Below are 15,039 nucleotides of genomic sequence, written 5' to 3'. Positions count from 1 at the left end.
TTTAGGCGCTCAGGCCCGCAAGCGCCATGGCCTGATCTATTTCAGCCCGTTTTTCTGCAGATGGGCTGGTGATCGGCAGGCGCACCTCATCGGTGCAGAGGCCGAGCCGGAACAGGGCATATTTCGCCGGTCCGGGCGATGGCGAGCAGAACATGGCCTTGTGCAGCGCAATCAGCTTGCGCTCTATCGCGCGGGCCTCATCGAGATCTCCGGCGTGGAATGCTGTGTGCATGGCGGCGCAGGCTTCCGGCATGACGTTCGCGGTGACCGAGATGCAACCCATGCCCCCCATGGCAAGGTGGCCGAGCGCGCTCGGGTCATCGCCCGACAGCTGAACAAATTGGGTGCCTTCAGGGATCGACGCGGCATGCTGACTAACGCGGTCCATATCGCCGGTCGCATCCTTGATGCCGACAATGTTCGGCAATTGGGCGAGGCGTGCGACGGTATCCGGTGCAAGATCGACCACGGTGCGGCCCGGCACATTGTAAAGCAGGACCGGCAGCGCAACCGAGTCGTTGATCGCGCGGAAATGGGCCTCAAGGCCTTCCTGGTTGGGATTGTTGTAATAGGGGCAAACCACCAGCGCGGCGTCAGCGCCGACGGCCTTGGCGTGCTCGACCAGTTCGATCGCCTCGTCTGTCGCGTTGGCCCCGGCCCCGGCGATCACGGGCACGCGGCCTTTGGTAATTTCAACACAAAGCGTTACGACATCTTTATGCTCTTGCGTTGAAAGTGTGGATGTCTCGCCCGTGGTGCCGACCGGCACAAGTGCACTGGAACCGCCAACAATCTGGCGCTCTACCAGCGCCGCAAAAGCGTCCCGGTCAATGGCACCATTCCTGAAAGGTGTGACGAGAGCTGGGATTGAGCCATGGAACATCGTAAATTTGCCGCGATTCAGGTGTTGTTTGTCTTGATCGAGTATGAATCGCCAATGCCTTCTCACGCTTTGGCCAAGAAATAAACTCTGCAGAGACGTTTCATGATGCGACCCGTTGCCATTTTTGCCTCTCTTGCCGTGCTGTCTCAGGCGGCTGCCGCCGCTGGCGTGCCGGAATCCCCGAGTCTGAAACCCGACCGACCCTATACGTCTTCCGTAACGGATGCCCGCAATGCGGAAATCCTGCATAAGGCACTCCGCGCGGCTGACCGCTATGACTGGCCGACTGTGGCACATCTGCAGACTCAGGCCTCTGATGCCGACGTGCGAAACCTCATTATGTGGATCCGGGCCAGCCGCGGCGTTCCGGGCATGAATTTCTCGGAAGTCTCGTTCGCGCTGGACAAGCTGCAAGACTGGCCGAAAAAGACCTCCATGCGCCGCCGCGCCGAAGAGATTATCGGCGAATCGTCTTTCAGCCATAAGGAACGCATCGACTGGCTGACCGAGTCGGGTCCGATTACCGGAGCCGGCAAGATCGCGCTGGCCGATAGCTGGCGTGCGATTGGTGAACCCGGCAAGGCGCTGGAAGCCGTGCGCGACGCCTGGCACAATAATTCCCTCGAACGCGACGTCGAGCGCGAAGTCCTGTCCACTTATGGCAAACAGCTGACCCAGGATGATCACCGCGCCCGTGTCGAGTTCCTGCTATGGACCAACCAGCGCACGGCTGCATCGAAGCTCAAATACCTGCTCACGTCTGACTATCGTAAACTGGTCGACGCCCGCATCGCGCTCGCTGCGCGGTCGCGCAATGTCGATGCATTGGTCGATGCCGTCCCCGCCAACTTGCAGGACAATCCCGGCCTGCTTTACGAGCGCGCCAAATGGCGCCGCCAGAAACTGCGCAACCAGGATGTGGCGACCCCTCTGCTGACGGGCATCGACGGGAATGACATTCCGGAAGCTGGCCGCTCGCGCCTGTGGGACGAACGCAACATCGCCATCCGGACAGACCTGAAGGACGGCAACTGGAGCCGCGCCTACCAGCTGGCCTCACCGCATGGCATGGAAAGCGGCGGCGACTTCGCCGAGGCCGAATGGGTGTCGGGCTGGATCGCCCTGCGCCTGAAGAATGATGCGGATCGCAGCCTGCAGCATTTCGAGACCATGTCTGACGGCGTCTCAACACCGATCAGCCTTGCACGCGGCAAGTATTGGGCCGGTCGCGCCCGCGATGCGCTTGGCCAACCGGATGCCGCACGAACAGACTACACGGCAGCAGCTGAGCACAAGTTCACCTATTACGGACAACTTGCCGCCGAGCGTCTGGACGACAAGAAGCTCGCCTTCCCGAAGACCTCAGAGCCGACTGCAGAAGAGATTTCGGCCTTCGAGGACAAGCCAATGGTTCAGGCCCTGCGCCTGCTTGGCGAGAGCGGTGAGGAACGCCTGTTTCGTGAATTCGCCTATCACATGGACGACCTGCTTGAGACCGAGTCCGAATATCTGCTGCTCGCCCGCATTGCTACGGAGTATCAGGTGCCGGATGTCGGGGTTCGTGGTGCCAAGGCCGGTCTTGCCAAAGGCATTGTCTCTACCGATGCCGCCTACCCGGTGGTTGCCTATCCGCTTCTGCGCGAGCCACAGGTAGAGCGGCCGCTAATGCTGGCCCTGTCTCGGCAGGAAAGCGAAATGAACCCGAACGCGATCAGCCATGTTGGCGCACGCGGCCTGATGCAATTCATGCCGGCCACCGCTCGTAACGAAGCGCGGCTACGCGGCCTGCCTTACCGCACTTCTTGGCTGACCGATGATCCGGGCTATAACATGACCCTAGGCGGCCAGCATCTGGACACGCTGCTCTCGCGGTTCAATGGCAGCTACATCATGACAGCCGCCGCCTATAATGCCGGGCCTAGCCGACCGCGCCAGTGGATCCAGGACTATGGCGATCCCCGCACTGGTCAGGTCGATCCGATTGACTGGGTGGAATTCATTCCCTTCTCGGAAACCCGCAATTACGTCCAACGCGTCCTTGAGAACACTCAGGTCTACCGTCACCGCCTCAGCGGAGAGCCGATTGATATCGAGATTGAGGAAGATCTCGACCGAGGGCGGGAATAGGTCCTACCGCGCCGGAACGTGCGCCGCGATCAGCTGAGGCCCGTCCGCAGCAAACGCCCGCTCAAGCGCAAGATCGAACTCTTCCGCATTCGTGGCGCTGACTGCGGGTACACCCTGCGCCTCTGACAGCTTCACCCAATCGATCTCCGGATGGCCGAGGCCAAGCAGTTCCTGCGCGGCAGGCCCCGGATTGCCGGCGCCTGTCCGCGCCAGTTCTATATTCAGGATACGGTAGGAATGGTTGACGAAGACCACGTTGACCACGTTCGCGCCTTCGCGCGCCATGCTCCAAAGTGCCTGATTGGTATACATGCCCGCACCGTCGCCGGTGATGCAGAGCGTCTTGCGGGCCGGTGCAGCGAGCGATGCCCCCAACGCGAGCGGCATGCCCTGCCCGATCGCGCCGCCCGTCAGCATCATCCAGTCATGCGGCCGGGCGCGCTGGGTCATCAGGAAGCTAGGCAGGCCATTGGAGACGCCATCATCCGAGACGAAACTGCCTTCCGGCATGTGGCGGGCAATGGATGCGCCAATCGTAGCAGCATTGAGAGCGCCTGTCGGTGCTCCCGGCAGGTCCAGCTCAGCCACCGGGGCGGCTTCCTTCGCACCGAGCGCATCTGCGAGCGCCTCAAGGATCGCGGCGCTGTCGGTCTCCGGTCCGCCAATCTTCATCGGTGTACATCCTTCCGGCACAAGCACGCTCGGCTTGCCGGGATAGGCGAAGAAGGCCACCGGCACCTGCGTACCTGCGATCAGCATCAGGTCCGAGCCTTCAAGGTCCGACATGGCGCCTTCGGCGAAGTATTGCATCCGGTCTGGAATGAACCGGCCTGCCCCGCGCGCCTGTCGCGGGAAGAACGTGTCGGTCAATACGCGAACGCCTGCGGCTTTCACCCGGGCCGCTTGAGCAAGCCCCGCTTCGGTCAGCGCGGTTCCGTTGATGATGATGATCGGTTTGCTGGCCGATTTGACGGCGGCAGCGGCGACATCGATCGTAATCGTATCAGGCTGGCGCAGGGATGGCCGGGCGCGCGTTGCGCCGGGCTTCCCGCCTTCCAGCCAGGCGGTGTCGGCGGGAAGGATCAGAGACACCGGACCAGGTTCGGGTCCAAAGCTCGCCTCCCATGCCTGCGCGGCCAGATCGCCGGCTTGCCCGACCTTGTCGGCGGATTTGATCCAGCGCGAATTCGGCCCCGCCATGCCGATGACGTCAGAGGCCAGCGGCGCGTCATAGCGCTGGTGCGGCACGGCATGGTCCCCGATCACATTGATCATAGGCGTCCAGGCCCGGCGGGCATTGTGAATGTTTGCGCCGCCATTGAGATATCCCGCACCGAGATGCAGCAACGTCATGGCCGGCGTTCCGGTCACGCGCGCATGGCCGTCGGCGGCGCCCGTCGCAACGCCCTCGAACAGGCAGAGCGTCGACTTGATGCGCGGCTCATGATCGAGCGCGGTGACAAGATGCATTTCTGATGTACCGGGATTGGCGAAGCACGCCGTCACGCCATGATCGGCCAGCGTGGATACGAGCGCTTCGGCGCCGGTCATGGACTGGGTTGGCTGGTCTGTCATCCGGATTCCCTTTGAGATTCTTGTTCGTGTTCGGTGTCGTGCGCTACAGGATGAGCAAATTCGCTGGCGTCTCGCTAGATTCGGCAAACAGCGTGTCGACCTGATCCTGCCTGAGGTCCTGCGTGCGCGATTGGTTGATGTAGCCCTTCTCGGTAATCTCACCATTGTCCGCCAACGGAGGATAAGTCTGAAGCAACACTCGCGCGACGCGAGCGGAAACATTCGGATGCGTCTTGTTGTGCAGAGCGAGGCCTTCGCGAATTTTCTCATGTATGGCTGGGTGCGCGACCAATTGGTCAAGAGGCAAATCCTCCCCAACCAGCCGGCGGCACCACGCCTCATTCAGGAAACCCAGGAGACGGACATCATTCTTGTTTAGGCCGCAGACGACGGCATCTGATAGTGCACCACCCGTCGCAGCCACGGCCTGCACGCGCACGGTGCCTGCCGAAACCCAGGTCCCGTTGGCGAGCTTGAACTCTTCGGCCGTGCGTCCATCAAAAGCGAGCCCCCGTTCGGGATTGTCGGGATCGACGAATTTCACCGCGTCGCCGAGCTTGTAGAAGCCTTCCTCGTCAAAGGCTTCGGCCGTCTTGACTTTATTGCGGAAATAGCCGGGCGTAACGTTTACCCCTTTAACCCGCAGCTCCATCTTTTCGGCGTTCGGCACCATCTTGAACGTGTTGCCTGGCAGCGGCAGGCCGATCAGGCCCATCCGGTCATTCGGCCAATGCACATTCGAGGCAGTTGGGGCGGTCTCAGTTGCGCCATAGCCTGCCGACAATGATATCCGTTCGCCAGTGATGCGCACGGCGACCGCCTGAATGCGCTCATAGATATCCTGCCCCATGGACGCGCCACCATAGGCCATGCAAACGAGCCGCTTGAAGAATACCTCAGCCAACTGATCATCGCGCTCAAGCTCGGTCGCGAGCGCGGCCCATGCCGCCGGCACGGTCGTGTGCTGGGTGGTGGAGACCTCTTTCAGGTTGCGCAACATTTCCGGAAGTCGTGCCGGCGTCGGCGCGCCTTGGTCGATGTAGAGCGTGCCGCCCCAATCCAGCATGTTGTGCAGGATCGAATGCGCGCCATAAGTATGGCTCCATGGCAGGAAGTTGCACATCACCTGCGTGCCGCCCGTGAGTTCATCCAGACGATCTTCATCCCAGATCGAGCGGATCATCCTGGCATTGGAGGCGACCATGCCGTGGAGATTGATGACCGCCTTGGGTTCACCTGTGGACCCAGACGTCATCATGTATTTTGCCACTGTGTCCGGCGTGAGACGGGCATAGGCTTCATCCACCGCCAAAGTCGGCGACCGCATGAATTGTTCGAAACGTACCGCATCGTAACGCTCCGGCGCGTTGCCGCTATAAATGACGAGGCGACCTTCGATATCCAGCCCATCCAGCGCGCGCTGATAGTCCGTCCCATCCTCGACATAGATGAATTTCGGCTGGGTCAGGCCATCAATATACTTGAGGCGGCCAAGGTCTTCGCTGAGCAGCGCATAGGCCGGTGTGACGGGCACGGCCGGGCTGCCCGCCCACATGGCGGCATACATGATCAGGGCATTGGCAATGGAGTTCTTCGACAGGATCATCAGCGGCGCGTCCGGTCCGGCGCCGGCGTCGAGGAAGCCTTGCGCGAGCCGGCGCACGGTATCGAGTCCCACCGCATACGTGATCGTGTGCCAGCCTTCGGCACCCGGATTTTCCGGATCGCGCTCGGCGAGCCATACTGTGTCCGGCCGATGCTCGGCCCAATGGACAAGCGCTGCCAGCATATGTGGCAGGCAAGCTTTCAGAGGCTGGCCGTTGTCGAGGTAGATCGTGCCGTCGGGTCGCCGATCGATCTCCAGCTTTAGCGGCAGATAGGGTACTTCCCGAAAGGGCAGGTCCGACGTGTCAGGCATGATGTGCGCGTTTCTTCCCGTGTATTTTTTGTTCTTTCCGGCTCATTCAAAGCCGCTTGTGGGAATATGGATCACTTCTCCGCAGTGCTTGCAATGCACGGCATCGCGTTCGTGAAGCCGCAGGCCGCATTCCTCGCATTCCTGTTCCACCTTGTCGCGCGGCTCGATAATGGTGCGAATGAGCTGCAGGAAGAGGGTCAAACCCAGCACCATCACTATTATCGACAGAAGTCGTCCGCCAGGACCAACCATCAGAACATCGCCATAGCCAGTTGTGGTCAGGCTCGTGACCGTGAAATAGAGCGCGTCTATATAGGTGCGGATGCCGTCATTGATGCCGACCTGGGTCGAATAGACGACCGCAGCCATGATGAAGACGAACACAGCCAGGTTGGTCACCTTATCGATGATCCGCTCATGCCGCTGAAAGAAGGGGGTGATCACCTTCACCCGCTTGATAAAGGTGAACGCTCGAATGGCTCTGACCGCACGGAGCACGCGCAGGAAGGCGAAATTCGAAACCAGCAGCGGCGCAAACATGGTGATCACGACGACAAGATCCGCAATATTGATGGGCCGGACCACGAAATTCCAGCGGTGCCGCGCGATATAGAACCGCGCCAACAGGTCGGCGAGGATCAAACTTCCAATCACGTAATCGACAGCGATATGCGTGCGGTCCCGCTGGTCAAAGGGCGCCCAGAGGAAATAGCCGATGGTAACGAAATCGAACGCCAGCATGGCCCAGCGAAACAGGAACGGCCATTTGCCTGTACCTTCATACAGCCAGAATAAAGCCCGGTTCAGCCCCTTGCGTTCGTGCTTCAACCGGCAGGCTCCAGCGTTTCGTTGAAGCGGACCGGCTGACCACCGCCCTTTTTCACGATCTCGCCGTCGCGCATGACGAAGCCGCCGCGGATGATGGTTGCGACCGGCCAGCCGGTTGCCTCGAAACCGTCATAGGGTGTCCAGCCACACTTGGACTTCGACCAGTCTTCCGTGATGGTCTCCTTGCGTTTGAGGTCCACCACCGTGAAGTCAGCATGATAGCCTTCGGCAATGCGGCCCTTGTCGGCGAGGCCGAAGACCCGTTGCGGCCCGGCGCTGGTCAGTTCGACAAAGCGCTGAAGGCTAAGCTTGCCATTGTTCACATGGGTCAGCATGACCGGCACCATCGTCTGCACGCCCGGCATGCCAGACGGCGACGCGGGATAGGGCCGCTCCTTTTCCTCGCGCGTATGCGGGGCGTGGTCCGTGGCCAGCACGTCAACAATACCCGCATTCAGCGCGCGCCACAGCGCATCCTGATGGCGCTGTTCGCGCACAGGCGGGTTCTGCTGGGCAAAGCCCTTGAGGCGTTCATAACAATCCGGGGCCGCGAGGGTGAGGTGATTGGGCAGCACTTCGACACTGGCCAGATCCTTTGCATCGCGCAGCAGCTCCATCTCTTCGGCGGTCGAGATATGCAGCACATGGATGCGCTTGCCGGTCTTGCGAGCGAGACGCAGCAGGCGTCGAGTCGAACTGACGGCCGCCTCGACATCGCGCACAACAATATGGCTCTGCCAGTCACCGGGCACGGCCAGGCCGCGCCGTTCTTCGAGGCGGTATTCGTCTTCGGAGTGGAAGGCCGCGCGGCGCTTGATCGCGCGCAGGACGGCTTCGACACCTTCATCATCCTTGATCAGGAGGTCGCCTGTAGAGGCGCCCATGAAGACTTTCACGCCACAGCAGCCGAGCATCTTTTCCATCTCGGGCAACAAGACGATATTCTCGTGCGTCGCGCCCGCATAGAACGCATGGTCGGTATCCATGCGCCCCTTGGCGCGGGCCAGCTTGTCGGTCAGGGCCTCGGGCGTGGTCGTTGAGGGATTGGTGTTTGGCATCTCAAACACGGCAACGACGCCGCCAAGCGCGGCCGAGCGCGCTTCTGTTTCTAGGTCGGCCTTGTACTCCAGACCCGGCTCGCGGAAGTGGACCTGGCTGTCGATGACGCCCGGCAATATGTGGAGCCCGGTCGCGTCATAGACTTCTCCAGCATCCACGCCAGTCAGATTGCCAATATGCGCGATACGCTCGCCGATCACGCCGACATCGGTTTGGGTCATACCGCCGGGAGAAACGACGGTGCCGCCTTTAAGGATCAGATCATAGGTCATGACAGATGGGGTGTGACTCCGGAGGGGCTAAGTCAAGGGTGGTTTTTCGGTACAGGCAAATGGCGTCGCTCCCTTGAGATGGGTCAAAACCATACTTACAAGAGGTAGATGAAACGCATTCTTCCAAACCGCGACATTATCCGCCTGACCGGACCGGACATGCTGCACCTGCTTGGGCGCACCGTGACCCATTCGGTCGACAACTGGCAGACTGGAGAAATGCGCTATGGCGCGCTGCTGACGCCGCAAGGCAAGGTGATCGCGGATTATCTCGCCATGCTGGCGCTCGAAAACATCTATATTGACGTCCATGCCGACGCCGCCGATGACCTGGAGAAGCGCCTGAAAATGTTCAGGATGCGCAATGACGTCGCAATTGACCGGCTTACCGAGGATGTCGTGACCGAAGGCAGCTGGATCGACATCCGCTCCCCCCAATTGCCGCATCGCGCGATTACACCTGTTGGCGTCTCCGGCATCGAAATGCCGGCCCAGGAATGGCATGCCGCACGGATCGCGGCGGGCGTGCCGGAATGGGGCGCGGACTATCGAGGATCAGAGGTTTTCCCGACCGATATCAACATGGATATGATGAACGGCATCGACTACAAGAAAGGCTGTTTCGTCGGTCAGGAAGTGGCGAGCCGCATGAAGCGCAAGGGCAAAATTCGCAAGCGCACGGTGAAAGTCACTGGCGACGCGCTGGAAACCGGCATGGATATTCTCGCGGACGCCCCAATCGGCACCGTGACCAGCGTGGCTGGATCTGCCGGCCTTGCCCTCATCCGCACCGACCGACTGGCCAAAGCCGAACAGGATGGCAAATCATTCACTTGCAACGGCGCGGCCGTCACCTTTGACTTGACCGAATGGCAACGCGCCGAAGTCGACGCGCATCTGGCGGAACCAGCCCATGACTGAAACCTTTCCCTGCGCATGGGCCCCGCTTACCGACGAGCTATATCGAAACTACCACGATACCGAATGGGGTGTGCCTGAAAGGGATGGCCGCGCGCTCTGGGAAAAACTGCAACTGGACGGCATGCAGGCCGGGCTCGCCTGGATCACCATCCTCCGCAAGCGGGACAGCATTCGCGAAGAGTTCGATAACTTCGATCCGGAAAAGATTGCCCGCTGGACACCTGCCCGCGCCGCCAAGGCGCTGACAAACCCCGGCATCATCCGCAGCCCAAAAAAGGTCGAAGCCGTGATTGGCAATGCCCAGGCCTATCTCGCCATGGAAGAGGCAGGGGAAGGTTTTTCCGACTATTGCTGGCGCGTCGTGGGCGGAACGCCAACCATCAATAAATGGAAGCATTTCCGGGACGCACCAACCCAAACCAGTTGGTCAGCTGCAATGTCAAAAGACCTCAAGAAACGCGGGTTCAAATTTGTTGGCCCCACAATCGTCTACGCATGGGCGCAGGCGGTTGGCATGGTCAATGACCATGATGTAGCCTGCCCCCGACACATCGCCGTCCAGGAGACCTGATTCATGAAAGCCAGTTTGATTGCCGCTGCCCTCATCGCGCTGCCGACGCTGGTCGCGTGCGCAACTTCCTCAATCGATCAGACCAATCGAGCGGAAGCCTGGAGTCGGTGCCGCACAGCCCCCAACCCGGAAACCCGCGATCGATGCATTGAGACGGAAATGGCTCTGATGACGGCGCGACAGGAACGCGAAGCTGCGTCTCGCGCCGAAAGACGCAAGGCAGCTGAAGAAAGTCAGGCCATCCACGAGGCCCAGGGCATTTCGCGGGAAGACGCGCGTCAAACCACGGATTCCGGACTGCGCCTGCCGGACGAGTGAACAGCCACCGGCTCTTGCCAAACCCGGCATCTCGTCCAACACTGTCGGACAAGCTAAACCTTTGTAGACTCAAACAGAATTGGTCCGCACTTCGGCGGTTCTGGAATAGAGGGCAGGAATGAATACACCCGTGATTTCGGCGACAGGTCTCTGGACGCCGCCCAACTCGATTTCCAATGAAGAATTGGTTCACAGCTACAATGTATGGGCTGACAACTGGAACCGGGAACGCGCGGCAGATATCAGCGCGGGATTGATCGAGCCGAAAACCCATTCATCGGTAGAGTTCATCCAGAAGGCATCCGGCATCAAATCGCGCTTCGTGATCGACAAGGCCGGCATCCTGGATCCTGACATCATGGCACCGCGCATTGCCGAGCGTCCGAATGATCGCATTTCCGTATTGGCCGAGATTGCGGTAAATGCCGCGCGCGATGCGCTGGAGCGTTCGGGCCGCAAAGCCGAAGACGTTGACGCCGTTATCTGCGCCGCGTCCAACATGCAGCGCGCTTATCCCGCCATGGCTGTCGAAGTGCAGGACGCATTGGGCTGTGGCGGCTTTGCCTTTGACATGAATGTGGCGTGCTCGTCGGCCACATTCGGCATTCAGACCGCAGCTGACTTCATCCGGTCCGGTAGCGCGAAATCCGTGCTGGTGGTGAATCCGGAAATCTGTTCCGGCCACCTGAATTTCACGGATCGCGACAGCCATTTCATCTTTGGCGACGTGGCCACAGCTATCCTTGTCGAAGAAGAGAGCATTGCACCGGTCGGCCATTGGAAGATTCTTGGCACCAAACTGAAGACCCAGTTCTCGAACAATATCCGCAACAATTTCGGGTTCCTGAACCGCGCCGCGCCGGAAGGCATCGACGCGCCGGACAAGCTGTTCGTTCAGGAAGGCCGCAAAGTTTTCAAGGAAGTCGTGCCGATGGTGGCGAACATGATCGCGTCGCAGATGGAAGAACTGGACATTAAGCCGGAAGGTCTGCGCCGCATGTGGCTGCATCAGGCAAATGCCAATATGAATCGCCTGATCTCGTCCAAGGTGCTGGGGCGCGAAGCGACGGAGGACGAAAGCCCCACCGTGCTCGACACATATGCGAACACCTCATCGGCAGGCTCTATCATTGCATTCCACAAGAATTCCGGCGACTTCAAGCATGGCCAGCGCGGGCTGATCTGCTCGTTTGGTGCTGGCTATTCTGCCGGAACGGTATTTGTTGAGAAAGCCGCTTGAGCGACCAAGACCTGAACTAGTCGTCCAGATCGTCCATGAACATGTCGCCCCAAAGGATTTCCTTGCTGGCACGGACCGCTTCTACAACGACGATGCTACACGCAATCAGCAATACGCCGAACGCAATGGCTTGGGTAGATACAACAGTCGTCAAAGAATCCAGCATGGTCACCTCTTGTTTGGGTCGGCCGCGAATTCGTGAACGCAGCCCTTGTTTACATCCCCCTTTTGCCCGAAACGCCTTAACAGCGCATTTGCCAATCAGGGCGAAAAAGGGACGAGTTCGTAACCGGAATGCCCTCGTTTCTTTACCCCTATTACAAATGGCTTAAAGAAGGGGGTGATGACGTCTCGAGTGAAGCATTCTGTTAAGGCCCCACGAGTCTGGCAACGCATGTTGTCCGGCCGCCGACTCGATTTGGCAAATCCCTCGCCCATGGATGTGGAAATCGAGGACATTGCCCACGGTCTGGCGCGCGTGGCCCGCTGGAACGGCCAAACCCGCGGCGAACATGCATTTTCAGTGGCCGAACATTCTGTCCTTGTGGAAAAGATCTGCCGCACCTTGCAGCCTGACCTGACACCACAGCAAAGCCTGACGGCCCTGCTGCATGACAGCCCTGAATACGTCATCGGCGATATGATCTCTCCTTTCAAAGCCTTGCTGGGAGAAAGCTACAAGAGCATTGAGGCGCGTCTGCAGGAAGCCATCCATATTCGGTTTGGCCTCGCTCCCGTAACACCGCAACGCCTGAAACGTCTGATCAAGAAAGCGGACCTGATCTGCGCATGGAGTGAGGCGATCCAGTTGGCCGGGTTTTCCGAGGACGAAGCAAACAAGCTGTTCGGCAAACCGCCCGAAGACACGAAATTGCGGTTGAAACCAAAAGCTGTACCGGACGCACAATCCACATTCCTGAAGCGCTATGCCCAGATCAACAAGCAAATAGAGACTGCCACATGACACAGTCATCCCCGTTGCTGATTGGTCTGTCTGCCGTGATGGTCGCCGTGGAGGCGGACGCACCACGTGTGTTGATCACCCAACGCGAGACAGGCGAGGATGCGCTCCCATTCGGCGTCTTCGACCCAGACAGGCACCGCACTTTTGACCTCTCGCTGAGAGGGTGGGTTCGGGAACAGACGGGTTTCGAACTCGGTTATGTTGAACAACTCTACACATTTGGGGACAAAGACCGGGAGACACCCGAAGCAACGCTGGCTGGCACAGCGCCAAATGCGCGTGTCATTTCTGTCGGCTATCTTGCGCTAACCCCCGAAGCGCGCCCGGCAGGTGACTCTTTTGAGGCGCGCTGGCAATCTTGGTACAGATTTTTTCCATGGGAAGACCATCGCAGTGGCAGACCCGCCATCATCGATGCTCATATTGCGCCGCGCCTGATGACCTGGGCGGCGGGAAACGAACGTAGACTGGAGCGCGCACGCGCCGCTTTCGCGCTGGATGGAATCCGTTGGATCGAAGAACGCGTGCTCGACCGCTATGAATTGCTCTATGAAGCTGGTCTGGTCATCGAATGCGCCCGTGACGCTGGCTTGCCTGAACCCGATGTACGCCTCGGCGAGCCTATGGCATCGGATCACCGCCGCATCCTCGCCACCGCCATCTCCCGCCTACGCGGCAAGATCAAATACCGACCGGTAGTGTTCGAGCTCATGCCTGACCGGTTTACACTGTCGTCCCTGCAACGCGCCGTCGAGAGTATCTTGGGTTTATCCCTGCACACACAAAATTTCCGGCGCGCCTTGGACAAGACCGGTTTTGTCATTGGAACAGGTGCGATGGAAACAAGCACCGGTGGCCGCCCGGCAGAGCTATATAGCTATAACCGGGACAGCGCCTTTGATGCATCGACTACCGGCCTGTCAGCGCCGCGAAAGACAGCGGATTAGGCGAGATGCCTAGTCAAGCCCTTCAGGCTGGCCCACCATAATGAAGCTGAAACGGTCCGGCTGGAGGAATTCCGCAGCAACGCGGTTTGCATCCTCGAGCGTGACAGCTTCGATCAGGGCATTGCGCCGGTCAAAATAATCCACTCCCAGCTCGTCCTGGCGGACACTCATCATCTGGCCCGCGATCTTGGCGTTCGAGTCGAAAGCCAATGGATAGGAGCCTGTGAGGTAAGCCTTCGCGTCAGCAAGCTCTTCCGCCGTAATGCCTTCTTCCGCGATCAAGGCGGTTTCGGCCAATAGTGCCTCGACGAATTCACCTACACTCTCATTCTTGGTTTGGCCGCTGCCACCCCAATTCTGATAGGTGTCGTCAAACGATAGCCAAGTGTAGACGCCATAGGTCAGCCCTTTCTGAACACGCAGCGATTCCATCAGTCTACTGCCAAATCCACCACCACCATATGTGTAGTTTACAACATAGGCCGTAAAGAAATCCGGATCTTCGCGTTTGAGGCCTGGTGCCAGAAAGCGCACAAGGCTTTGCGGCTGTGGCAGATCGATAAGCACAGGCTCAAATGCACCGTCTACCGTGAAGGTAATTTCAGGCGTTTCCGGAAGATCATTGCTCTCTGGCAGGCTCTCCGCGATCGCATCAAGCATGGGGGCGAGCTCTTCCGGCGTAATCGCACCGACGGCGGTCACAATCAGGCTGTCTTTCACCATCAGTTTACGCATGTGCGCCTTGGCGAGTTCCGGCGTAAGGGCAGCGATACTCTCGGCGGACGTTTCGCGCGCATAAGGGTGGTCAGGATAGATAGCCTGAGCCTCAGCCCGACCCGCGAGATAGCGCGCATTCGTCTCGCGCGTGTTCAACGAAACTTCCCTTTCCCGCTGGAACCGGGCGAACGGACCCGCATCGAAACGGGGCGCCTCGAAAGCTTGCGCCACAAGGCTCATTGCCTCATCCGCATTGTCGGTGAGCATGGACGCAGAGCAGGAGGTCCAGTCGCTCGAGGCGCTACAACCGAAGCTCATGTTCAGATCTTCCATCCGGGTCTGAAAGGCAAGCGAGTCGAGATCGCCCGCGCCTTCATTCATGTGATAGACAACCGCATCGGCCAGACCTTCCAGGCCCTCCGGATCGGCCGCTTCGCCGCCTTCCCACGCCATCGCCACCGACAGGATCGGGATGGATGGCTCGGAAACCAGCCAGACAGACACGCCGCCGGGCGTGGTAAATTGTTGGATCTCGGCGAAATCCCCTTCGTGGACGACGATATCCAGACCGCTGTCTTCAACAAGTTCTGCGGGTGCCGTATCGGCAACACTGGCCAAGTCATCCTGCGTCTCGACAGAAGCGCACGCCGCAAGCCCGACACCAAGGGCCGCACCAATGATGAGGTCAAAAGGTTTCAT

At 59.6% G+C, this 15,039-nt stretch carries 14 protein-coding genes; 7 read left to right on the top strand and 7 right to left on the bottom strand.

The genetic code is table 11. From position 1 onward, the window contains the following. Position 1 precedes the first annotated feature (1 nt). The gene (dapA, locus tag B3527_RS07665; RefSeq protein WP_290479055.1) at positions 2–883 is read right to left on the bottom strand and encodes a 4-hydroxy-tetrahydrodipicolinate synthase; all 882 of its coding nucleotides are present in this window, start codon (positions 881–883) and stop codon (positions 2–4) included. Positions 884–985: 102 nt separating this feature from the next. On the opposite strand from dapA, the gene B3527_RS07660 reads away from it, so the two are divergent. Continuing rightward, on the top strand, positions 986–3,010 hold the full coding sequence (locus B3527_RS07660; RefSeq protein ID WP_290479056.1) for a lytic transglycosylase domain-containing protein: 2,025 nt from the start codon (positions 986–988) through the stop codon (positions 3,008–3,010). 3 nt (positions 3,011–3,013) lie between these two features. Here the strand turns inward: B3527_RS07660 and B3527_RS07655 are convergent, their stop codons facing one another. From B3527_RS07655 to B3527_RS07640, 4 genes are all read right to left on the bottom strand, one after another. Further along, on the bottom strand, positions 3,014–4,561 hold the full coding sequence (locus B3527_RS07655; protein ID WP_349677878.1) for an acetolactate synthase large subunit: 1,548 nt from the start codon (positions 4,559–4,561) through the stop codon (positions 3,014–3,016). Between the two features lie 67 nt (positions 4,562–4,628). Then, positions 4,629–6,503 carry a feruloyl-CoA synthase gene (locus B3527_RS07650; protein ID WP_290479058.1) on the bottom strand — a complete coding sequence of 625 codons (1,875 nt, stop codon included), beginning with the start codon at positions 6,501–6,503 and terminating at the stop codon, positions 4,629–4,631. 42 nt (positions 6,504–6,545) lie between these two features. After that, the gene (locus tag B3527_RS07645) at positions 6,546–7,331 is read right to left on the bottom strand and encodes a potassium channel family protein (protein WP_290479059.1); all 786 of its coding nucleotides are present in this window, start codon (positions 7,329–7,331) and stop codon (positions 6,546–6,548) included. Beyond that, positions 7,328–8,662, bottom strand: coding sequence for a dihydroorotase (locus B3527_RS07640; RefSeq protein ID WP_290479060.1), 1,335 nt, complete (start codon positions 8,660–8,662; stop codon positions 7,328–7,330). The genes B3527_RS07645 and B3527_RS07640 overlap by 4 nt, the downstream gene beginning before the upstream one ends. 108 nt (positions 8,663–8,770) lie before the next feature. Here B3527_RS07640 and B3527_RS07635 point away from each other — a divergent pair, with 108 nt between their 5' ends. From B3527_RS07635 to B3527_RS07620, 4 genes are all read left to right on the top strand, one after another. After that, positions 8,771–9,583, top strand: coding sequence for a YgfZ/GcvT domain-containing protein (locus tag B3527_RS07635; RefSeq protein WP_290479061.1), 813 nt, complete (start codon positions 8,771–8,773; stop codon positions 9,581–9,583). After that, entirely contained in the window at positions 9,576–10,154 is a 579-nt protein-coding gene (locus B3527_RS07630) for a DNA-3-methyladenine glycosylase I (RefSeq protein WP_206992551.1), read from the top strand. The genes B3527_RS07635 and B3527_RS07630 overlap by 8 nt, the downstream gene beginning before the upstream one ends. Before the next feature lie 3 nt (positions 10,155–10,157). After that, positions 10,158–10,472: a hypothetical protein gene (locus tag B3527_RS07625; RefSeq protein WP_290479062.1), complete on the top strand. Its 315-nt coding sequence runs from the start codon at positions 10,158–10,160 to the stop codon at positions 10,470–10,472. A 118-nt stretch (positions 10,473–10,590) separates the two neighbouring features. Beyond that, positions 10,591–11,712, top strand: coding sequence for a beta-ketoacyl-ACP synthase III (locus tag B3527_RS07620; protein WP_206992549.1), 1,122 nt, complete (start codon positions 10,591–10,593; stop codon positions 11,710–11,712). A gap of 16 nt (positions 11,713–11,728) precedes the next feature. Here the strand turns inward: B3527_RS07620 and B3527_RS07615 are convergent, their stop codons facing one another. Further along, positions 11,729–11,878: a hypothetical protein gene (locus B3527_RS07615; RefSeq protein WP_156947865.1), complete on the bottom strand. Its 150-nt coding sequence runs from the start codon at positions 11,876–11,878 to the stop codon at positions 11,729–11,731. 177 nt (positions 11,879–12,055) lie between these two features. On the opposite strand from B3527_RS07615, the gene B3527_RS07610 reads away from it, so the two are divergent. After that, the gene (locus tag B3527_RS07610) at positions 12,056–12,676 is read left to right on the top strand and encodes an HD family hydrolase (RefSeq protein WP_290482462.1); all 621 of its coding nucleotides are present in this window, start codon (positions 12,056–12,058) and stop codon (positions 12,674–12,676) included. Continuing rightward, positions 12,673–13,623 carry an NUDIX hydrolase gene (locus B3527_RS07605; RefSeq protein WP_290479063.1) on the top strand — a complete coding sequence of 317 codons (951 nt, stop codon included), beginning with the start codon at positions 12,673–12,675 and terminating at the stop codon, positions 13,621–13,623. Before B3527_RS07610 ends, B3527_RS07605 begins: the two co-directional genes overlap by 4 nt. A gap of 9 nt (positions 13,624–13,632) precedes the next feature. On the opposite strand, the gene B3527_RS07600 is transcribed toward B3527_RS07605, so the two are convergent. Next, entirely contained in the window at positions 13,633–15,039 is a 1,407-nt protein-coding gene (locus B3527_RS07600) for a M16 family metallopeptidase (protein ID WP_290479064.1), read from the bottom strand.

Origin of the sequence: Hyphomonas sp. UBA4505, assembly GCF_002388685.1 — a bacterium.
Taxonomy (GTDB): domain Bacteria; phylum Pseudomonadota; class Alphaproteobacteria; order Caulobacterales; family Hyphomonadaceae; genus Hyphomonas.
Note: the sequence above shows the minus strand (reverse complement) of the source record. Positions and strands in the feature narration are given on the sequence as shown.